This window comes from Vicinamibacterales bacterium (genome assembly GCA_036504215.1).
Taxonomy (GTDB): Bacteria; Acidobacteriota; Vicinamibacteria; order Vicinamibacterales; family Fen-181; genus FEN-299.
Genome location: DASXVO010000057.1, coordinates 18,503 through 39,952, shown reverse-complemented (window position 1 = coordinate 39,952; position 21,450 = coordinate 18,503). Strand labels below are relative to the sequence as shown.

At 66.1% G+C, this 21,450-nt stretch carries 15 protein-coding genes and 1 tRNA gene; 7 read left to right on the top strand and 9 right to left on the bottom strand.

What is annotated here, in order from left to right:
• Positions 1-239: 239 nt before the first annotated feature.
• Together VGK32_17005 and VGK32_17000 are read left to right on the top strand one after the other, a co-directional pair.
• The gene (locus VGK32_17005; GenBank protein ID HEY3383469.1) at positions 240-962 is read left to right on the top strand and encodes a hypothetical protein; all 723 of its coding nucleotides are present in this window, start codon (positions 240-242) and stop codon (positions 960-962) included.
• A gap of 1,191 nt (positions 963-2,153) precedes the next feature.
• Entirely contained in the window at positions 2,154-2,282 is a 129-nt protein-coding gene (locus tag VGK32_17000) for a hypothetical protein (protein HEY3383468.1), read from the top strand.
• 6 nt (positions 2,283-2,288) lie between these two features.
• On the opposite strand, the gene VGK32_16995 is transcribed toward VGK32_17000, so the two are convergent.
• The 6 genes from VGK32_16995 to VGK32_16970 all read right to left on the bottom strand — a co-directional run bounded on the left by VGK32_16995 (position 2,289) and on the right by VGK32_16970 (position 9,238).
• Positions 2,289-2,456: a hypothetical protein gene (locus VGK32_16995; protein HEY3383467.1), complete on the bottom strand. Its 168-nt coding sequence runs from the start codon at positions 2,454-2,456 to the stop codon at positions 2,289-2,291.
• A gap of 407 nt (positions 2,457-2,863) precedes the next feature.
• Positions 2,864-4,414: a hypothetical protein gene (locus VGK32_16990; GenBank protein ID HEY3383466.1), complete on the bottom strand. Its 1,551-nt coding sequence runs from the start codon at positions 4,412-4,414 to the stop codon at positions 2,864-2,866.
• 193 nt (positions 4,415-4,607) lie between these two features.
• Positions 4,608-5,237, bottom strand: coding sequence for a DUF6338 family protein (locus VGK32_16985; protein ID HEY3383465.1), 630 nt, complete (start codon positions 5,235-5,237; stop codon positions 4,608-4,610).
• A gap of 809 nt (positions 5,238-6,046) precedes the next feature.
• A tRNA-Lys gene (locus VGK32_16980) sits at positions 6,047-6,122 on the bottom strand.
• Positions 6,123-6,202: 80 nt separating this feature from the next.
• Positions 6,203-6,619: a bacteriohemerythrin gene (locus VGK32_16975; protein HEY3383464.1), complete on the bottom strand. Its 417-nt coding sequence runs from the start codon at positions 6,617-6,619 to the stop codon at positions 6,203-6,205.
• 60 nt (positions 6,620-6,679) lie between these two features.
• Positions 6,680-9,238 (bottom strand): hypothetical protein, encoded by a 2,559-nt coding sequence (locus VGK32_16970; protein ID HEY3383463.1) that lies wholly within the window; start codon positions 9,236-9,238, stop codon positions 6,680-6,682.
• A 191-nt stretch (positions 9,239-9,429) separates the two neighbouring features.
• Here VGK32_16970 and VGK32_16965 point away from each other — a divergent pair, with 191 nt between their 5' ends.
• Positions 9,430-10,590: an ArgE/DapE family deacylase gene (locus VGK32_16965; GenBank protein HEY3383462.1), complete on the top strand. Its 1,161-nt coding sequence runs from the start codon at positions 9,430-9,432 to the stop codon at positions 10,588-10,590.
• A gap of 65 nt (positions 10,591-10,655) precedes the next feature.
• Here the strand turns inward: VGK32_16965 and VGK32_16960 are convergent, their stop codons facing one another.
• On the bottom strand, positions 10,656-11,420 hold the full coding sequence (locus VGK32_16960) for a class I SAM-dependent methyltransferase (protein HEY3383461.1): 765 nt from the start codon (positions 11,418-11,420) through the stop codon (positions 10,656-10,658).
• 94 nt (positions 11,421-11,514) lie between these two features.
• Between VGK32_16960 and murJ the strand changes: the two genes are divergently transcribed.
• The 3 genes from murJ (at position 11,515) to VGK32_16945 (ending at position 17,921) form a co-directional block, all read left to right on the top strand.
• Positions 11,515-13,134, top strand: coding sequence for a murein biosynthesis integral membrane protein MurJ (murJ, locus tag VGK32_16955; protein HEY3383460.1), 1,620 nt, complete (start codon positions 11,515-11,517; stop codon positions 13,132-13,134).
• A 200-nt stretch (positions 13,135-13,334) separates the two neighbouring features.
• Entirely contained in the window at positions 13,335-16,670 is a 3,336-nt protein-coding gene (locus VGK32_16950) for a hypothetical protein (GenBank protein ID HEY3383459.1), read from the top strand.
• A 24-nt stretch (positions 16,671-16,694) separates the two neighbouring features.
• On the top strand, positions 16,695-17,921 hold the full coding sequence (locus tag VGK32_16945) for an MFS transporter (protein ID HEY3383458.1): 1,227 nt from the start codon (positions 16,695-16,697) through the stop codon (positions 17,919-17,921).
• Here VGK32_16945 and VGK32_16940 read toward each other — a convergent pair.
• On the bottom strand, positions 17,905-19,302 hold the full coding sequence (locus VGK32_16940) for an MATE family efflux transporter (protein ID HEY3383457.1): 1,398 nt from the start codon (positions 19,300-19,302) through the stop codon (positions 17,905-17,907). The genes VGK32_16945 and VGK32_16940 overlap by 17 nt on opposite strands.
• A gap of 153 nt (positions 19,303-19,455) precedes the next feature.
• Between VGK32_16940 and VGK32_16935 the strand changes: the two genes are divergently transcribed.
• The gene (locus VGK32_16935; protein ID HEY3383456.1) at positions 19,456-19,869 is read left to right on the top strand and encodes a hypothetical protein; all 414 of its coding nucleotides are present in this window, start codon (positions 19,456-19,458) and stop codon (positions 19,867-19,869) included.
• A gap of 7 nt (positions 19,870-19,876) precedes the next feature.
• Here the strand turns inward: VGK32_16935 and VGK32_16930 are convergent, their stop codons facing one another.
• Positions 19,877-21,445, bottom strand: a complete 1,569-nt coding sequence (locus tag VGK32_16930) for a serine hydrolase (GenBank protein ID HEY3383455.1) — start codon at positions 21,443-21,445, stop codon at positions 19,877-19,879.
• Positions 21,446-21,450: the final 5 nt, after the last annotated feature.

The window sequence follows — 21,450 nt, the reverse complement described above, 5'->3', positions numbered from 1 at the left end:
TCGCTGGGGAACGCCGAGTGGAGCAGCCTGAAACGCCGCGCGTACCGTAGCGATAAGCGTTTGTCGGTGTCAAGGCAGTGTGTCGGCGTAGACGGATCTGCGCATGGCCCTGGAAACGCGCCCAGCCTGAACATCGGAGCGTCGCCCTCTCGGATGTACGGTATAAGTTGCCACCGGGACTGGAGCGCCTCCGACGCCTCGGGGGTGACGACCGTTCGTGGAATGCAGCGAGGGCAGGCGTGGTGAACAAGCTCGCGTACGGGGATTTCGACACGCCGGGCGGGGGCGGTGCCCGCGCCGTCGCCGTTGACCTGTTGATGGAGGCAGTAAAGAAGCTGTACCCGGATGCGCTCACGGAACTCTACCGTGACGTGCACCACCCAGCCATATCGATAGCGAGGCGTCCGAATTGGACTCCCGGCCAGACGACGCTTGTGCAGGTGCCCTCCGCTGAACTTCAATGTTGGGCCGCCCGGTGGCACCTGTCGTGCGAGATCGTCTTCACGTGGGCGTTCTGGAAGATCGGGGTACACGATGGGGAGTTGGAGCCGCCGAAGTCGGCAACGACGATTCCTCAAGCGTACTCGCTCTCGTGGAGGGGTCATCCGACGGAATCCGATGCCTATCCGTTTGATGCGCGTCCTGACGGCCAGCGGAGAGAGCAGTTTCTAGCCCGCGTTCACGCTGAGGCCGCAGCCGCAGCGGCGGCACACTGGGACGCTCGCGTATCAGCGGCCAAGAAGCAGGGTTACCAACGCGCTCCGTCGAAGAGGAGGCGCGAGCACTTCGAGTGGTTCGTCCGCTTGCAGTGCGGTCCTCCGAACCTGACGCTGACGGCGCTTGCAGGGAGCGTCAATCAAGCGCCGAACACCGTACACGGTGCGCTTGAGACAACGGCCAGACTACTCGGGTTGAAACGTAGGCCGTTACCGAGAAGTGGTCGCCCCCGCCGCACACCGTAGACGCTCACTCTTCCCGATTCAGATTCCCTCGCCCCCCTCTTTTCGGAATAGTTCCCCGGTCTATCCGCGTCTACCCTGGTTTCAACGAGCGCGTGCTTGAGGAATGCCGACGGGCATCCCCGGAAACCATGCAAGCCGTCCGAACACGGCAAGGCAAGGAGGCCATGTGAAGTTGCGAGTCAAGCGACCCGAGCCGAAACCAGTTGTCGAGCGACGAGCCGCCAGCGAGCCAGCAGGACCAGATCCCGTGGGCCTTGTTCGGATCAAGGAGCTTCAGCGGACCTTGATTCCCTTGTCCAGGACGAGCATTTGGCGTCACTGCAAGGCAGGAACCATGCCGAAACCAGTCCGTCTATCTCAGAACGCTATCGCCTGGCGGCGAGACGAGATCGAAGCTTGGATACGCCAGCGCGAAAGAACGTAGTGAAACAGAACGCCAGCGACGGACGGATCAGCGTTGACTGGGTTGACAACGGAGGGGTGCCAGGCCAGTTCCGTAACGTCAGTTAGTCAGTACGTGCGTTTGTCGGTACGTACGTTCGTCCGTACGTACGTTCATTAGTCAGTCAGTACGTTCGTTCGTCCGTACATCTGTTAGTACATGCGTCCATCTGTCGCATTCGTGCGTCGGTCGGCGTACTGCGCAACATTCAAGGCACCGTTCCAGGAGAAACACGACATGAAGCTGCCGACGAAATCGTCACTCCGCCGCAATCGGTCAGAGGGAGAACTGCCCCAGCCTGATAAGGTCGTCGCCGACCGAGACGCCGACGCCGACTACTGCTTGGCGCAGACCCACGGGGCAACCCGCAGTCCTGATGTGCCCCGGCAGCCTGTTGACGGACCACCGGGAGTGGTCGCCCAAGCCCGCAATCCGTTCGTGCGCAGAAAAGCCCGGTACATCTGGGCGAGAGCCGCGTCGCAAAAGGGGAGATACGAAGTCGTCGTGACGCTGGACGATCCGAATTGCCCCATCATCAAAGGATCATGGTACCCGCTGCCCGGCTTCTTCGACGCAAGCGTGCGTCGATTCGTGAATCAGCCGTCGCTATTCGACCGGGAGGCGAGAACGCGCAGACCACGCCGAGGACAGGGATAGGCCAGCATCCGCGATTTCAGATCAGAAGCCGACGCGCAACAGTGATCGCCCCCGTCCTGTTGTGCGTTGTGCGCCGAGCCGTGGCCGCTGTCGTGCGCGGCCCTGACGCCACGTTGATCGCCGCGTGGCTGACGGACCCGAACGCGACCAACGACCCGCCGCCGCTGTCACCGTATGCTGTAATCGAGATCGCCCGCCAGTTGAACGAGCAGCGACAGTAGGCCGACTCAGCTAGAAACGCGCCGAATCCGTTCGCCTGGGTACTGACAGAGGGCGTAGCTCCTGACGTAGTTGGCTGAGAGGGGATGGCCGCCGTCTAGCTTGAGCAACTCGGGCAGTGGCAGCGGCTCGATCTCATACAGGCCACGAATCGTGTACCAAGTCTTGGCCTTCATGAAAGTGTCGATCTCCCAAGTGTGGTATTGCGACTCCCACGTTGAGAACTGGGCCGTGCGTGGTTGGCACTTGATCGTGTCGCGCTGGAGCCAGAGTCTCTCGTCGAGCCATTCGAGCCGCATCGCGTCGCTTTCGAGTCGATCCGGGTAACAGACCTCAACTAACGTGGCCGCGAAGCGGCACGCCAAAACGGGCGTCGGCTCGTCCTGCTGCCGAAACAGGACCGGAAGCGTAGTCTGCACCGCAAGCAACCGGGCCGCGGTCGCCCACCGTTTCGCACTCCGAAAGCACACTGCCTGAGTAGGCGTACAGGCGGACGCTGCGCGGAGCCACGTCTCGTGCTGAGTGGCGTAAACACACGGGTCCATGATGACCTCCAGCAATCGACAGGGCACACGATGCGGTTCTACGAAGGCGCACCGAGAAGGTAGCCAGTGGTAAGGTCGTGCGTCTTGAACCACTGTTTGACCTCACTCTTGTTGTCGGCCAGCACTCGGTCGATGTCGTCGTTCGCGTCAGACCAGAATTTCCAGGCGAACAGCCGTGCGACAATCTGCTTCACCCCTTCCATCTTCTGTTTGTCCAACTCCCGATAGAACGGACACGCACGGTCATCCGCGTCCTGCAAACCAAGTGTCGCAAGCACCGCATCACGCAGGAGTTCGCTCCACGCCATCATCGATTTGGACCGGAACATCCGCTCAAGCTTCCGTTGCGTCGTGTCGCCGTCCAGGGCCTTGGGGTTCCACAGATGTAACCCGAGATCGTGAAGCATGTTCATGAGCAACACCATGTTCTCGGTTTCGCTCTCGCGCTTGTATGCCTCCGTCGCCATGTTGTCCTCGACGGGCTGGCGGTAAAGGAAGCACGCGAACAGCGACTTGTTCAACATGTCGATGGTCAGCGGCCTCTCATCTGTGCTTCTGTTCGATGAAGAGATCCGCACCTTGAGCTTGTTGTCGGTATGTTCGATGACAGAGTTGTACAGGAACGACCGGAACTGCTCGGAGCGGTCGCCTTTCTTCACAGCACCGGCATCCCGCCGTTCGAGCCATTTGAGGAACGCCGCCTCGCTCTTGATCGGCTCCTCCTCGGCCTTCTTGTATTCATCGAAGTCCGCGCCGAAGAGAGCACCCAACTTCATGACCATGATGGACGAGAAGAACCGCACCTGCGCGAACCTGTCGTGCGCGGCGATGTTCGTCTGGTTGAGGAGCCGAATATCGTGCTTCGTGTAGATTTTGCACTCGAACTCTCGACGCCCGGTCCATAGCAGGCCCGCGATCTTGTGCTGGCCGTCGAACAGCTTGATGCGGTTGCCTTCGACGCGTCCGATTGATGGAAGAAGCACCGGGTGTCCCTGGAAATGTCTATACAGTTCAAACACCTTGTCGGGAAGCAGGTAACGCGGTTGAAGGCCGATGGCCTGATCCGATTCGTCGTCGCTGTCCAGCAGAGAGATGTCGAGTGTGGCGTAGAAGTATCGCCAGTGCGTGAGTGGGCACTCGTACGACCGGTACGACTGCTTGCCTGCGGACGACTCGACCTGAACGCTGCCATCAGTCTCAGTGACCGTTACGGCTTTGCCAAACTCGGGGAGATCGCCCCGTCCCTTCAGGTATTTGAGGAGGTCGCCTACCGTTAGCCGGTCGCCCTGCGAGAAGAAGTCATTGAGGCGCAGCTTGACGCGGAAGTCAGAGAGGGAGAGCGTGCTCTTTTGGAGATTGTGCTCCTGGCACATCGGGGCGATATTCTCCAACTCCGATACGCCGTCCAGGGCGAACGCTTGGATGTGGTCGAAGTGGATCTCTTCGCCGTCCGCGATCTGGTGGCCCGTTGCGAAGCACTTTCGTCCGTGTACTGTTAGGATGTGCTTCTTCTCGTCGTCATTCAGTTGTCGTTTCAGGGTCACGCTCATCGACAGTCCCCCCTCGGGACGGCGGTGCGGTCGGTTCATGCGGTGCGACAGCTTCCCTGGCGTCACTATTGGCACGACACCCCATTGCCTGGCTGGCGCACTGAGGACGCTGCGCGAGCGTCACTTCCTTGTCGGCGGCGGAGGTGGCGGCGGTGGTTTGTGCTGGGGCGGTGGCTGCGACGGAACTGAACGGCCCGCGTTTGTTCGATTCGGCGGGGGCGGCGTAGGCAGCTTACGATCTCCCACTTGGCTTCTCCAGTGTTGTCGCCGACGCACAGCGCATCAGTTCGACCATTTCAACGTCGTCTGCTCTGACGAGGATTCGGTGGACGCCAGTCAACTCGATGCGGTTGTCACCGTCGAGCCACTCCGCCTGTGCGACGACAAAATGCCCCTTGTCTGGCGTGCTGGGCCACTCCTCGGGCCAGCCGTAGAGCCTGCGTTCACCCTTGATGTGGAGGACGACGAAGCCCGCGTTCTGCGAAAGGGCACCGTACCACTCCGACGAGAACGAGGTCTGGTGGGTGATCCCGCACCGCCGCAGCAGCCCGTGGATTCTGTCCGTGTTCGTCGCCCACGCGACCGACAATCCCAGACCTATCGCCACCAGGACCGACCACACCAATCGCGCTTCTTCGGTCCACGCGCCGAGAACGCCAACTCGCACTCCGAGGGCGAGCAGGGCCGTTCTGACGACCAGCACCGCAACTTGGACCAGGATCGTGAAGATCAACGCCTGAACGACGCGCTCAAACGGCACGAGACGCGGCACCGGCGTGAGGTTGTAGACCAATGCAGCGGTAATGAAGCCGGGCAGGAGGTAGGTCAGAACGTCGATTATCGTCTTGCTTGGAACATCCATACGTCACACTGAGGCGAGTCCGCCCAACGAATATGGGCGAGTGGCGTCAACGGACGATCAGGCGCGGGGTGCGTCGCCGCTCGCGGGCATTGTTGCCGCCTTTCCATCCGGGTGCAAGGGCAGATTGGTATCGTACTCGTCGAAACGTGCGCACTGCGCCGAAGGTCATGCCGATGCGCAGTTCTGTGGTGGAGGACAGTGACGAATCAGCGGAAGCTACCCTTGACCGGAGACGACGGCGGATCGGCAGGCCACGACAGCGATTCTGTGGACGACCAGGGCGTCACCTGAATGGCCTTCGTGGATGCGGTGAAAGGAAGGGCCGAGAATCGAGCGGCGTCGTGTCTCCGCTGAATCGTCGTTGTCGTTGACCGCCTCGACTGTCCGCGCCTGCGATGCAGCGATTCAGAAGACGCGCCCGCTGATGCGTGCCCGACCTGACCAAGCGCCCCGTACAGCCCCGAAACCGCCGTTAGCGCTTCCGCTCAGCCACAGAGCGCCAGCCGACCGGCGAAACTGCCCGCCAGAGCGTCCAGAAGCCCCTAATACCGCTCCCTGACCACTGCCGAGAGCCACCATTCCGCCGCGACGAACGTCAACGCCAGCACGATAGCCCGAGAGCAGCCGAGATCGAACCGCAGAATCGCCAGAAAAGCCCCGTAAATAGCCTCGAAACGCCACGCTACAGGGACGCGAGACGCTGAAGCGCAAGCAACTCGAAAACGCTCTCCCCGCGCTCTCCCCAGACTTTCCAGCCCAGAGAGACGCAAAGAGAGAACCTGTAAGTTGCTGATTATAAAGAAGTTAAGTGGTGAGCCGCCACGGAATCGAACCGTGAACCCGCAGATTAAGAGTCTGCTGCTCTGCCAGTTGAGCTAGCGGCCCACACCATGAGTGCGCCTCGTCCCATGGCCGTGGACGAGTTCGATGCGAGACAGACAGTATATCAAGCGGTTGAAAGCTGATCAACCAACCAGACGGCCCTCGCGCTCCATCGTCGCAAACGCCAGCCGGTCGGCGACGACGATGTGGCGGAGAATCCAGTGGCGCAGGAAGCGGCTGCTCGCGAGCGCGGCCTCCAGGTTGCCCTCACATTCCAGCGTCCGCTCCAACTCGGTCACCTTCGCCACGAACTCCGCATGAACCCGAGCATGGTCGTCACGGCCCGCCCAACCCGCCACCTGCATCAGGTTCTCTTCGCCGAGAAAATGGTACTTCGAGTAGCTCACCAGCTCCGCGAACAACACGCGCGGCTTCTTCACCGGCAGGCTGCGCGACAGGCCCTCCTCGAGATCGTTGAACAGCTCCAGCAGCTTCTGGTGTTGCCGGTCAATTTCCGGGATCCCGACGTTCATCCGCGCGGACCACTCGATCGCAGCCATCACCCCTCCACGCTCGTTCAATCGGCACGGGGAAGGGAAAGATGAGAATCTCGGATCTCGCTACGCCGCCGCCGACCTCCCGCCGGCGCCGTCGTCCCAGAAGGGGACCCACGTCAGTGCGACGAGCTGCACCGAGATCGCGGTCTTCTTCGGTGCGACGACGACGGTGTCGAGCGCGCCCGCCGCGACGCGCGTGTCAATCGCGCCAATCTGCTCGCGCAGTTCCGACTCGAGGGCATCGATCTGAAGCTGCACGGCCTCGACGGTCTCGGTCGCGCGCTTGACGTCCTCCGCCTCTTTCATCGTCCGGCCCACGCCGCGCGCGGCGGTCGTCGCACGGCCGATCGTGGCCACGCTCACGGCCTTGCGACCGAGGAATGCCCCGAGCAGCGTCGCGCCAAACGAGATGGCGGTCTGGAGCTTCGCCGCGGTCGCCTGGCCCGCCTCGCGATCGTGGGCCGCCTGCGCGCGCCGCAACCGCTCCTGCAGCGACGCGAGACGCGGCGCGAACGACGCGCGCAGCGCTTCGGCTGCCTGGTCGCGCCCCTCGCGTGCGGCCTGCTGCACGCGCACGCGGAACTGACCCTCGGTCTCGCCGGGTTGCGACACGAGCGCGGGATCGGCCGACCTGAACAGCGTCAGCTTTCGCGACCCGTAAATCCACGTGCCAAACGCCTTCTTCCACGCGTCGATGCTCTTCGGCTTGGTTGCCGCCGCCGGCAGAAGATCGAACGCCGCTCCGGCCGCGGCCTCGCGCTCGAGGTCGGCCGGCGCAAATGCGCTCTCGGTGGACGAAGTCCAATCGACCGGCACGGCCGCGTCGGTGACCGGCGTGAGCACGTTCAGCGACTCGGTGGAGTCCACGCCCGCCTTCGGGTCGACAAACCGCACCTGCGCGGAACCGAGGAGCATGGGGGCATACACGAGCCTCGCGCCGCCGGTCCCTTGGCCGCGCACCGGCACGAAGTATTGCTCGAGGGGAGGAGGTAGGATTGGGGCAGAAGTGCCAAGTGCTATGTGCTCGGTGCCAGGCGCGCTGGACGGTGCGACGCGCTGGGCGCTAAGTGCGCTGGACGGCGCTACGGGCTGGTTGCTGGGTGCCGTGGCACCTGCAGCACCTGCAGCACCTGCAGCACCTGTAGCACCTGCAGCACCTGTAGCACCCTCAGCACTCGCACCCGCGGCACCTCCAGCACCATTGGCACCTTCAGCACCTGTCGTGAGCTTCCGTATCTCCATCCGTCCGAGCGGCCCCCGCAGGTATGAGAGCGTCCACCGCGTCTCGAAGACCGTCGGGTGATCCTCGTGCACGTTGTTCATCAGGAACACGCGGCTGCCGAGGCCGGCCAGCGTCTCTTCCATCGCACCGCGGTCGAACGCGCTCCCCGCGGTGGTCGCGGCCCCTTCGAGGCCCTCGAGCACGCGCGCCTTGTCGCGCTCGGTCTGCAGGCGGCCGAGGAACCACGTACCCGCGTTCGACAGCCCCTTGTAATCCAGATCCACGGGGTTCTGCGTCGCAAGCACGACGCCGACGCCGAACGCCCGCCCCTGCTTGAGGAGCGTGAGCAGCGGCGCCTTCGACGGTGGGTTCGCGACAGGCGGGAAGTAGCCCGTGATCTCGTCCATGTAGATGAGAGCCCGCAGGCTCGTCGTGCCGCTCTGCGACCGCATCCACCCGACCACCTGGTTCAGCAGCAGCGACACGAAGAACATCCGCTCGGCGTCGCCAAGATGCGCAATCGAGAAGATCGACACGCGCGGCCGGCCATCCGCCGTGTAGAGCAGGTGCTGCACGTCGAGCGGCTCGCCGCTCATCCACGCCCCGAAGCCGGGCGAGGCCAGGAGGTTGTTGACCGCCATCGCCAGCTCGAACCGGTCCTTGGCCGGGTAGAACGACTCGAGGTCGAGCACGCCCACGCGCGCCATCGGCGGCGACTGGATCTGCTGGATCAGCGCGCCGAGGTCGAGGTCCTGACCGCTTCGCCACGCGTGGTCGATCAGTGTCGAGAGGAGGATGTGGTCGCGGCTCTTGACCGGATCGGCATCGACACCGAGCAGGCCGAGCAGGCTCGACACGGTCGTGGTGATCCGGTCGCGGACGAGCTCAGGGTCCGACGCCGCATCACCGGTCGGCGCCGACAGCGACCGCAGGATCGACACGGGCCGACCTGCCTCGCTACCCGGCGTATAGATGGCGAAGTCGGCGGCGCTCTTCAGCCGCGCGATCCGATCGCCATCCTCGCCCCACTCGGCCAGGCCCTTCTTCCACAGACTGGCCTGCTGCGCCGCATACTCCTCGACGCTCACCCCCTTCCGCCTCGCATCGTCAGGGTTGACCCACGGCGCGAAGTCCGACGGCTGCAGGTTGGGGAACGTGAGCAGCAGGTTGCCGAGATCGCCCTTCGGATCGATGACGAGCGCGGGGATGCCGTCGATTGCCGCTTCCTCGAGCAGGCCCACGCACAGGCCGGTCTTGCCGCTGCCGGTCATGCCGACGCAGACGGCGTGCGTGACGAGGTCACGCGAGTCGTACAGCAGCCAGCCGTCGCCGCGCTTCTTCGTCGCCAGGTCGTACGGCCGGCCAAGATAGAAGACGCCGAGCTTTTCAAAGTCCTGCATGGCGAGATAGTGTACAAGATCGGGCCGCCTGTCACAGCCTGTTCGGATCCGCCGCCGGGCAACGGCCGAAGGGCGCCGAGCGGCGCGAGGCCCGGCCCGCCGCGCCGGCGGAACACGTGCGCCGCAGAAGCCGGCCGATTGCATGGACGGAAACGAGGCAGTGCACTCAGTCTGCCCGACAAAAGATCACGATGACCCTTACAGCCGATCGTGCGTTCATCGAGCGAACCCTCGTGGATCTCGTCCGAATCAACTCGGTCAACCCGAGCATTGCCGCAGACGGGGAGGGGGAGGCGCGGATTGCCGCCTACGTGGCGCGCACGCTCGCGGGCCTCGGCCTCGACGCCACCACCTTCGAATCGCAGCCAGGCCGCGCCACCGCGGTCGCGACGCTTCGCGGCACGGGCGGCGGCCGCTCGCTGATGCTCAACGGACACGCGGACACGGTGGGCGTCGAGGGGATGGCCGATCCGTTCTCGGCGGAGATTCGGGACGGTCGACTCTACGGCCGCGGCGCGCACGACATGAAGGGGAGCCTCGCCGCGTGCATCGGCGCGGCCAAGGTCCTGGTCGATGCCGGCATCCGTCTTCGCGGCGACCTCGTCATCGCGGCGGTCGCCGACGAAGAGTACGGCAGCATGGGCACGACGGACCTGATCCCGCGCTGCCACGTGGACGGTGCCATCGTCACCGAGCCGACCAACCTCGACATCTGTCTCGCGCACAAGGGCTACATCTGGATCGAAGTCGAGACCCACGGCAAGGCGGCGCACGGCAGCCGGTTCACCGAGGGCGTCGATGCCGTGATGCGGATGGGCCGCGTGCTCGGCGAACTGGACGTCCTCGAGCGGACGCTGCGGACCGGTCCCGCCCATCGCCTCGTCGGGCCGCCGTCGCTGCACGCGGCGATGATCCAGGGCGGCACGGGCCTGAGCACGTACGCCGCGACCTGCCGTCTGCAGGTCGAGCGGCGCACGATCCCAGGCGAGACCGTCGAAGCTGCCGTCGGCCAGGTGCAGGCGATCGTCGATCGCCTGGCGGCGGCGGATCCGACGTTCCACGCGACCGTCCGCACGACCTTCTCGCGCGAGCCGTTCGAGGTCGCACCGGACGCGGCGCTCGTGCAGGTGCTGGCGCGAGCCTCGCACGACGTGCTCGGCCACCAACCGCCGTTTGTCGGCGACACACCCTGGATGGACGCCGCGCTGCTCGCCGCTGCGGGCATCGAGACGGTGGTGATGGGACCGATTGGCGCCGGCGAACACTCGGCGGTCGAGTGGGTGGACGTCGAGAGCGTCGTCCAGTGCGCGGAGATCTTCGCGGCCGCGGCGGCCGAGTACTGCTCCTGCTGAGAGACCGCGATTCGAGATCGCTGCTCCCGCTCCTCCCTCACGCCGATTGGTGATCTCGATTGTGGCTATGCCAGGGCGTGGCCCCACCATGCGCGGGGCGTATCGTCCATCCCTGGGCGCAGCACATACAGACTCCATGGTGCGACGGTCGTCTCGCTGACCCACGCGATCGGCTCGTCACCCGTCGCGAGCGGTCGCTCGTGCGCGACGACCTCCAGCCCGGCCGCCTCGTACACCTCTCTGTACCATGCGTCCGGCCAGAGCACGTCGTCCACGGGGCGGCGATCGCCGACGTCCGTGATGATCGTCCGCACGACGTCGCCGGGACGGGCGCGCCAGTTCTCCGGGAAGTCGAGCGTCGAGAACGACGCCCATTCGTGCGTGTAGATGTCGGGCGTCGAGACCACGTTCACGATGGCCCCGCGCTCGGCGAGCAGCGTGCGGAGTTGTCGGAAGAGCGCGACCTTCTGTTCCCGCGTCGGAATGTTGTCGAAGGTGAACGCAGAGAGGACCAGGTCGAAGCGCGAGCCGCCGAGCGCCGTCAGATCCGCGTCGCCCACGCGGCGATAGTCGCCCGTCGGATCCAGGTCGTGGGCCCGGCGGAGCATCTCGGCCGAGATATCCACGCCGATTACCGCGAACCCCCGACCGCGAAGGAAGCGCGTGGACCGTCCGGCGCCGCATCCGAAGTCGAGCGCGCCAGATCCGCTCGTGTGCGCCGCGAACAGCCGGGGCAAGTCCCGGAATGCCAGGTGGTACGTCCCCGGGAAGTCGAGCGTCGCATACGCCGCCGCCCGGGTCTCATCTGCGTACGAATTCACGAAGGTCACACGCTGTTCCTCTCTGTTGGCATTGTCGGGGCGGGAAGGAGGATCGCCAACAGCCGGTTGCGGTGCTTGTCCGGCCATCCAATTGGCGGACTCGGTGGATTTCCTGGACACGTCGGGGTACGATCGCCGCCTCATGCCTGCGCCATCCGGCCGGCCCAGTAGCGCCGGCGCGATCCTCGTCGCCATCGGCATCTTCGTCAGCCGCATCTTCGGCCTGGTGCGGGTCCGCGTGTTCTCCCACTACTTCGGTCTCGCGTCCGACGCGGCCGACGCCTTCAACGCCGCTTTTCGCATCCCGAACCTGCTCCAGAACCTCTTTGGCGAAGGCGCGCTGTCGGGGTCGTTCATTCCCGTGTACGCGAAGCTGCTGGCCACGGGCGACGAGGAGGAGGCCGATCGCGTCGCTGGCGCCGTCGCGGGGCTTCTGGCACTCGCCGTCTCCACGATCGTGCTGGTCGGGGTGCTGGCCACGCCGATCCTGCTCGACCTGATCGCGCCTGGCTTCGAAGGCGCCAAGCGCGACCTGACGATCCACATCGTCCGCATCCTGTTTCCCGGGGCGGGCCTGCTCGTCTTGTCCGCGTGGTGTCTCGGCATCCTGAACAGCCACCACCGCTTCTTCCTGTCGTATGCGGCGCCGGTCATGTGGAACGTCGCGATGATCGCGACGCTCGTCGGGTGGGGCGGCCGCTTGCCGCTCGACTCGCTGGCCATCGCGCTGGCGTGGGGATCGGTGGCCGGCAGCGGCCTGCAGGTGCTCGTGCAGTGGCCGACGGTCGCGCGGGTGACGACGCGCCTGCGGCTGTCGCTCGGCCACCGGTCTGCCCACGTGCGCGAGGTCGTGCGGAACTTCTGGCCGGTGTTCTTCAGCCGCGGCGTCGTGCAGATCAGCGCGTACGTGGATCAGATGATCGCCAGCCTGCTGCCAACCGGCGCGGTGACGGGTCTGACCAACGTGCAACTGCTCTACACCCTGCCGGTGAGCCTGTTCGGCATGTCCGTCTCGGCCGCGGAGCTGCCCGCGATGTCGCGGGCGGTGGGCGACGAGGCCGCGGTATCGGCGCAGGTGAGGGAACGCCTCGCGCGGGGGCTCGAGCAGATCGCGTTCTTCGTGGTCCCGTCCGCCGTCGCCTTTGCGACGCTCGGCGACGTGGTGGCCGCCACCATCCTTCAGACGGGACGATTTGGACATGCCGACGCGTTGTACGTCTGGGGCATCCTGGCCGGGTCATCGGTCGGTCTGCTCGCCTCGACGTCGGCGCGGCTCTATTCGTCCACCTATTGGGCGCTGCGCGACACGCGCACGCCGCTTCGCTACGCGATTGTCCGCGTGGCGCTGACGGCCGTGCTCGGCTTCCTGGCCGCCGTATTCCTGCCAGCGGTCATCGGCGTGGAGACGCGCTGGGGTGCGGCCGGCCTCACCGCCTCGGCCGGCCTCGCCGGCTGGGTGGAGTTCTTCCTGCTGCGCCGGACGCTCACGCGCCGCATCGGACGCGTGGTGCTGCCGCGCCTGCTGCTCCCCCGGCTGTGGAGTTCGGCGCTCGCCGCGGCCGCCATCGCCTGGACCTGCAAGCTCACCCTCCCGCAACGGTCGCCACTTCTCGAAGGCCTCATCGTCCTCGTGCCCTACGGTGCCGCCTACCTGGGCCTGACAACCCTGATGGGCCTGAGCTACGCGCGGCGTTTGGCAGCCCGCCTTCGCCCGAGCCAATAGGCACCTCCAGCACCCGCGGCACCGTACCCGCCGCACCTCCAGCACCCCTGGCACCCTCAGCACCGCACCCCCAGCACCTCCAGCACCCGTGGCACCCTCAGCACCGCACCCCCAGCACCTCCAGCACCTTTGGCACCCTCAGCACCTGTGATCCGTGTAGAATTTTCTCGCCCTCCCCCGGTTCTATCCAGGAGTACATCGTGAGAAAGATGTCATTGGGTCTCGCAGTCATCCTCGTCGCGTTGTCATCCTCTCTGGTGGCGCAGAACCCCACGCCACAGACGCCTCCCGCGAAACCGGCTGCGAAGTCGTCTGACAAGCCGGCCGTCGCTGTTTCCCCGAAGAGCCTTGTGACGGAGGCCGCGCTGTCGGGTCTCGCGTTCCGCAGCATCGGCCCCGCGATCATGTCGGGCCGCATCAGCGACATCGTCATCCATCCGAAGAAGCGGCAGTTGTGGTACGTGGCGGTCGGTTCGGGCGGCGTGTGGAAGACCGAGAACGCCGGGACGACATGGACGCCGATCTTCGACAGCCAGGCGTCGTACTCGATCGGATGCATCACGCTGGATCCGTCGAACCCGGATACGGTGTGGGTTGGAACGGGCGAGAACGTCAGCGGGCGCCACGTGGGCATCGGCGACGGCGTCTACAAGAGCCTGAACGGCGGCAAGACCTGGACGAACACCGGGCTGCGGCAGTCGGACCACATCGCGCGCATCCTGGTCGATCCGCGCAACTCGAACGTGATCTACGTGGCTGCCGAGGGGCCGCTGTGGTCGTCGGGCGGCGACCGGGGGCTCTACAAGTCGACCGATGGCGGCGCGACGTGGACGATTTCGCTCGAGATCAACAAGGACACCGGCGTGGCGAGCGCCGAACTCGATCCGTCGAACCCGGACGTTCTCTACGCGGCGGCCTATCAGCGCCGGCGCTCCGTGGCGGCGTTCATGGGCGGGGGACCGGACTCCGGGATCTACAAGTCCACCGACGCCGGGAAGACCTGGCGAAAGCTGACGGTCGGCCTGCCCGCCGGCGACAAGGGCAAGATTGGCCTGGCGGTTTCACCGATCGACCCGCGCGTCGTGTACGCCACGGTGGAGGCGTCGCCAGACGAGCGCGGCTTCTACCGCTCGACCGACCGGGGAGAGAGCTGGGAGAAGCGGAACGAATACATCAGCGGCGGCACCGGCCCTCACTACTACCAGGAGATCTTCGCGGATCCGAACGTCTTCGATCGCGTCTACCAGATGGATCCCGCCATGCGGGTGACGAGCGACGGCGGCAAGACGTGGCGGCCGGTCGGCGAGAAGAGCAAGCACGGCGACAACCACGCGATGGCGTTCGTCGTCGGCGACCCTGACTACATCCTCAACGGCAGCGACGGCGGCGTGTACGAGAGCCACGATGCGGGCAAGACCTGGCGGTTCTTCGAGAACCTGCCGGTGACGCAGATCTACAAGCTCGCGCTCGACAACGCGCTGCCGTTCTACAACGTCCACGGCGGCATGCAGGACAACGGCAGCCAGCTCGGGCCGTCGCGCACGCTGAACAACCACGGCATCAGCAACGCCGACTGGATCATCACCTACGGCGCCGACGGGTACGCGTGCGCCATCGATCCGACGGACTCGAACACCCAGTACATCGAGTGGCAGGAGGGAAATCTCCTGCGATTCGACCGCAAGAGCCTGGAAACGGTCTACATCAGCCCGCGGCCGGGGCCCGACGAGGCGCCGTTGCGGTTCAACTGGGATTCGCCCGTCATCGTCAGCCCCCACGCGCACACCCGCATCTACTACGCGTCGCAGTATGTCTGGCGCAGCGAGGATCGCGGCGATTCCTGGACGAAGATCAGCCCGGATCTGACGCGGAACGTCTTCCGTCTCGACCAGCCGATCATGGGCCGCACGTGGAGCGCGGATGCGTTGTGGCACCACGGTGCGATGTCGATGTTCTCGACGATCACGACGGTCAGCGAATCGCCGCTGGTGGAGGGCCTCCTCTACGCCGGCACGGATGACGGCTTGGTGCAGGTCACCGAAGACGGCGGGAAGGCGTGGCGGAAGATCGACAGGCTCCCCGGTGTGCCCGACAACTTCTTCGTGAACAAGGTGAAGGCGTCGCGGCTCGAGAAAGACGCCGTGTTCGTCGCGGTGGACAGCCACAAGACCGGCGACTACAAGCCGTATCTCCTGCGCAGCGACGACCGCGGCCGCACGTGGCACTCGATCACGGGGAATCTGCCGGACCGCGGATGGGTGTGGTCCATCGTGCAGGATCACGTGAAGAAGGAACTGCTCTTCGCGGGCACCGAGTACGGCATCTACGTGACGATCGACGGCGGCACACGCTGGGTCAAGCTGTCGGGCGGCGTGCCGACGATTGCGTTCCGCGACCTCGAGATCCAGGAGCGCGAGAGCGATCTCGTCGGCGCGTCGTTCGGGCGGAGCTTCTACGTGCTCGACGATTATTCGGCGCTGCGAACGATCGGCGAGCAGGCGCTCGAGAAGGAGGCGCTCCTGTTCGGCGTGAAGAAGGCGCTGATGTACGTGCCGCAGCGTCCGATTGGCGACGGCACGAAGGGGATGCTCGGCGAAGCGTATTTCGTGGCACCCAACCCGCCGTTCGGCGCCGTGGTCACCTACTACCTGAAGGACGCCGTCCGCTCCACCGCGGACGCGCGCCGCGAGCGTGAGAAGGCGCAGGAGAAGGCTGGCAAGCCGGTGGGTTTTGCCGGCTGGACCGCGCTGCGCACCGAGGAGAGCGAGGAGAAGCCGGAGATCATCCTGACCATCGCAGACCAGGCCGGCCAGGTGGTTCGCCGCATCACGGGTCCGACGGCGCAGGGGCTGAACCGCGTGGCCTGGGACCTGCGCTATCCCGCGGTCGACCCGACGCAACTCGAGGTGACTGCGCGCGAGGAGTGGGAAGGTCCGCCGCAGGGCCCGCTCGTCGTACCCGGAACCTTTACCGTGTCGCTCGCCAAACGCGTGGCCGGCGTCATCACGCCGCTTGGCGATCCGCAGACGTTCACGGTCGAGTCGCTCGGGCTCGCCTCGCTCGACGCGAAGAACCGCCAGGCGCTCCTGGCCTACCAGCAGCGCGCCGGTTCGCTCCAGCGCGCGATGATGGGCGCGGCCGCATCGGTCAACGACGCGCTCCGCAGCATCCAGTTCATGAAGAAGGCGCTCACCGACACGCCGAAGGCCGATCCGAAGCTGGGCGACGACGTGCGGGCGCTCGAGAAGAAGATGCGCACGGCACTGATGACGCTGACGGGCGATCAGACCAAGGCGAGGCGATCCGAAGTGGTGTTGCCGTCGCTGATGGATCGCGTGAGCGGTCAGCTGGGCTCGACGAGCCCGATTACCGCGACCGTCCAGCGCGACTACGAGATAGCCGCCACTGGATTCGAGAAACTGGCAGAGGAGATGCGAGTGCTGGTCGAGGTCGATCTGAAGGCTGTCGGCGATCGCCTCGAAGCGGCGGGCGCCCCGTGGACTCCGGGCCGCGGCGTGCCACGCTGGAAGAAGTAGCGACGGAACGTCGATGGGCAGGCCATGCTGAAGCGACTCGCGCGGAACTACGTTGACTCCTTCGCGGGCCTGCCCCGACCGGCGTGGATCCTGGCCACCGTGCTGCTGGTCAATACCTCCGGCACGATGGTCGTGTTCTTCCTCGTGCTCTACCTGTCGCGCCAGCTCGGGTGGGCGGTGGCCACCGCCGGGCTCGCGATGAGCAGTTACGGCGGCGGCATGCTGGTGGGCACCCTGGCCGGCGGCACCCTGTCCGACCGCCTCGGTGCGTTCCGCGTGCAGCGGCTCAGCCTCTGCTGCGCGGGCGTCACGCTCGTCGTCCTCTCATACCTCCACAGCGTTCCAACGGTCCTCGCCGCGACCGCACTCTGGGGGTTCTTCGCCTCGGCCCTGTTCCCCGCGAACGCGTCGACGATGGCGTCGTTGTGCCCCGAGTCGGTGCGCGCGCGGGGATTCGTGCTGCTGCGTCTGGCCTCCAACCTCGGCGCCACCGTGGGGCCGGTGGTTGGCGGATTCCTGGCCACAGTGGACTACCGCCTGCTGTTCTGGGTCGACGGCGTCACGAGCGTGCTCGCAGCCGGCGCGATGCTGTGGTGCTTCCCCGCCAGTCGGCCCGACCTGTCCACCGCCGCGCCCGCGTCGCCTTCGGACGGTCACGCGGCGTGGTGGCGGGACGGCGTGTTTCTCGGCATCCTCAGCGCCTCGGTCGGCGTCGCCATCGTCTTCTCCCAGGTGTTCAGCACGTTCGGGATGTACTTGAAGGAGTCGTGCGGACTCTCGGAGCCGCAGATTGGCGTCCTGCTCACCGTGAACACGGCGCTCATCGTCCTGGTCCAGATGCCGCTCACACACGCCGTCGAGCGCTGGTCGCGGACCGGCATGGCTGCGTGCGGAACGCTGCTGCTGGCCGCGGGGTTTGGCGTGATGCCGCTCAGCGAATCGGCGGCCTTCGTGGCGCTGACGGTGGCGATCTGGACGTTCGGCGAGATGCTGACGATGCCGGCGTTGACCACGCTCGTGTCGTTCCGCGCACCTGCGGGCGCGCAGGGACGCTACCAGGGGCTGTTCAGCATGAGCTTCAGCGTCGGCATCGTCGCCGGGCCCGCCCTCGGCACGCGCCTCTATGTGCTCGGCGGCGGCACCGCACTGTGGACGAGCGTCGGCGGGCTTGCCGTCGCGATCACGGCGCTGCTGCTCGCCGTGGCCAGAACCTGGGATGGACGGGCCACGGAGACTACAGCTCGACCTTGATCGTCCGCCACCGTCCTTGCCGGAAGCGCAAGACGCTCAAGCCGGCACGCGTGATGTGGCCGAGGACGACGGCCGTCCAGATGCCGCCGGGCGTCAGCCGGCCCGAGGCCTGCAGCGCGGCGCAGAGGCCGAGAGGCACGACGATCTGCGAGATGATGGAAATGACGAACGGGCTGCGGGTGTCGCCGCTGCCCTGGAGCGCGCCGCTGTAGGTGAGGGCGACCGTGACGAACAGGCCCGACACGCTGAGGAAGCGCAGCAGTTGCGTGCCGAGGTCGAGGACGATCGGGTCGGTCAAGCCGAAGAAGCCGAAGAGCGTGCGCGGCACGAGGAGGAACAGCACGCCGACCGTCGCCGCCAGCGCGACGCCGATCCGTGCGGCGATGCGCGGTCCGGCTTCACTGCGCTCGGGGCGTCCCGCGCCCAGGTTCTGTCCCACCACCGTGGCTGCCGCGCCCATCAGGCCCACCGACGTCCACGTGACCAGCGAGAACAGTTCGCTGTAGCCGACGGCGAAGGCCGCCTGCGCCTGCGCGCTGTGGCCGAGCGAGCCAATGAACCGCAGCAGCATCATCCCGGCGATGTTCATGGCAATTCCCTGGAATCCCGCCGGCAGGCCGAACGCAAACAGCATTCGCACGACCGACCAGTCGAGACGCCAGGACATGCGGCGCGACCAGTGAATCACCGAGCGTCCCGAGAAGAGCAGTCCCAGGCCGACGAGGCCGACGATGAAGTTCGCGAGCGTCGTCCCAATGGCGGCGCCCGCGGTGCCGAACGCCGGGATGGGGCCGAGACCGCGGATCAGCACGACGTTGAAGCCCGCGTTGAGCACGGTGACGGCAATGCCCAGGCGGAGCGGCGTCTGGGCGTCGCCGGCCGCGCGAAACGCACCGCCGAGCATGAAGAAGATCAGCATGCCGAGGTTGCAGGTCAGCATGATGCGCAGGAATGGCAAGGCTTCCCGCTTGACCTCGGGTGCGGCGTTGACGAGGTCGAGCAGGTACGGCGCGACCACGTAGCCGACAGGTGCGAGGATGCCGCACGCGAGGATCAACGACGCCAGAAACGCCTGGTAGACGACGCGATTGACGCCTTCCGCGTCGCCCGCGCCCGCGGCGCGCGCCACCAGCACGGCCGTGCCGGTGTAGAGCGATGCAATGAAGGTGATGACGACGAGGATAATCTGCCAGCTCACGCCGATGGCGGCGTTGGCGGTGAACCCGACGAAGTGACCAACCAGGGTGTGGTCGACGATGCCCTGGAGTCCCGCGATGGCGTTCTGAAGCATGGTCGGCCAGGCGAGCTTCCAGACCGCGCGGGAGAGCGGGCCTTCGACGATGCTCCGGTCGAATGTGCGGACAGACGGGCGAACAGTCATCGAACGAGCGGCCTCCGGGGCACAGGAACCCTCATCGTATCGCGAGCCGGTGTCGAAATGGATCGAACCTCACCAGCAATTGTCCGATGAGGCCGCGTACGTGTCACTCGCCGTGAGCGCCCGAGGCCACTTGGAGTAGACTTAGTACTCATTATGGGTACAAAACCGATCAGGGGAGATGCTCGGGTGCTGGCCGGTGTCCTGTTCGGCACGACACGACAGCGGGTCCTGGGCTGGTTGTTCGGCCATCCGGAGTCGACGTTCTACCTGCGGGAGATCATCAGGCGCTGCGGGGCTCCGGGCGCAGTCCAGCGCGAACTGGCCACGCTCGTCTCCGCGGGACTCCTGGTCCGGATCGCGCAGGGACGCCTCGTCTACTTTCAGGCCAACGGAGCCTGCTCCGTCTTCGCGGAACTGACGGCGCTTCTCGCGAGGACCGGCTGCCTCGACGCGAGCGCCGAAGGATCGAGGCGCAAGCAGCCCGCCGCACGGCCGGCCCGGCGGCCCACCGACCGGCCCGCCGCTCGTCCCTCCGCGGTGGACAACTCCTGGGCGGTCTGGTCCTGATCGGCGCCTATCGCATCGGCTTCAACAGCAGGTCCTGGAAGTCGTAACTGAAGTCGGTCGCCGGCGAGACCGCCTGCATCTTTGCCTGGTCGATCGTGCCATCCGGTTTCAACGCGAACGTGACGAACGCGTCGGCGCGCAGTTCGCGGTTTCGCCACCGCGCGACGAACGTGTCGTACTGCCAGTGCTCGAGGTCGCCAACGAGCGAGGGTGTCCTGCCGAACCTGATGGTCAGCTTCCCGGACTCTTCGGCGATCGTCACGTCGCCGTACCACGCGTCGCGGTAGTTTCCGGCGTATCCGGCGGGCGGCAGTGACGGCTTCGACGCCGCGTTGCGCGCGGTCGCGGTCTTCCGCTCGCCGCCCGCGAGGGCAGTCACGCCTCGCGCACGGATCTTCTGAAAGCCTTCCAGCCACGGGCTCTGCGGCCCGCCCACGTAGGCGTCGGCAATCGCGTAGGCGATCGCGTTGAACGCCTCGTCCGACTCCTGGTTGGTCAACACCGCGACGCCAAGCCTGAGGTCGGGGATCATCAGGACTCGCGAGACGTACCCTGGCAGTCCGCCCGTGTGGGTGAGGACCCTGTAGCCCCGGAAGTCGCGAACCTCGAGGCCGAGCGCGTATGCGCGGAAGTTCGCCCGGAGCGCCGGCAGTTCTGGCGGCGCCGTGCCGACGGGCTCGGGCGTCACCGGCGTGGTCAACTCGCGCCAGGTGGAGGCGCTGAAGAGCCGCGATCCGTCGGAGAGCGTGCCCTCATTCAGCAGGACCTTCAGCCATTTCGCCATGTCCTCGGCGCACGAGTTGATGCCGCCGGCCGCATTCGTCGTGTCGCTGTCGAACGGGGCGATGGGCCGCACCGTGCCGTCCACGCTCGCGTGGGGCGCCGCGACGTTCCCGCCGCCTGCCGCCGCGGAGTGGCGCACGTTGCTATTCGTCATGCCGACTCTCGCGAGCACCTGGGAGGAGACGAAATCCTCCCAGGGCTGGCCGCTCACAGCCTCGATGACTTCGCCGGCCACGAGATACAGCACGTTGTCGTACGCGTACGCGCTTCGGAAGCTGGTGGCGGGCTTGATGTAACGGAGGCGGTGGGCGATCTCCTTCCGGTCGTAGGTGCTCGACGGCCACCAGAGCAGGTCGCCGGCGCCGAGGCCCAGGCCGCTGCGGTGGACGAGCAGGTCGCGGACGGTCAACTCGCGCGTGACGTAGGGGTCGTAGAGCTGAAACCACGGCAGGTAGGTGACGACCGGCGCGTCCCACTGCAGCTTGCGCTGCTCGACGAGCAGGCCGAGCGCGGCCGCGGTGAAGACCTTGGTGTTGGACGCGATGCCGAACCGCGTTCTGCCGTCGACAGGCCCGGCCTCGCCCAGCTTGCGCACGCCAAAGCCTCCGGCCACGACGACGGCATCGTCTTTGACGATGGCCAGAGCGAGGCCGGGGACGTCGAACGATTTCATCACCCGCTGCACGAACGCATCCCGGTCGGCGGGCGCGAGTGGCGCCGGCTGGGCGAATGCGCTCGCGGCGGCGAGCAGGAGCACGACGAGGGCGACCAGGCGGGTGGATGTGCGCGTCATGAGCG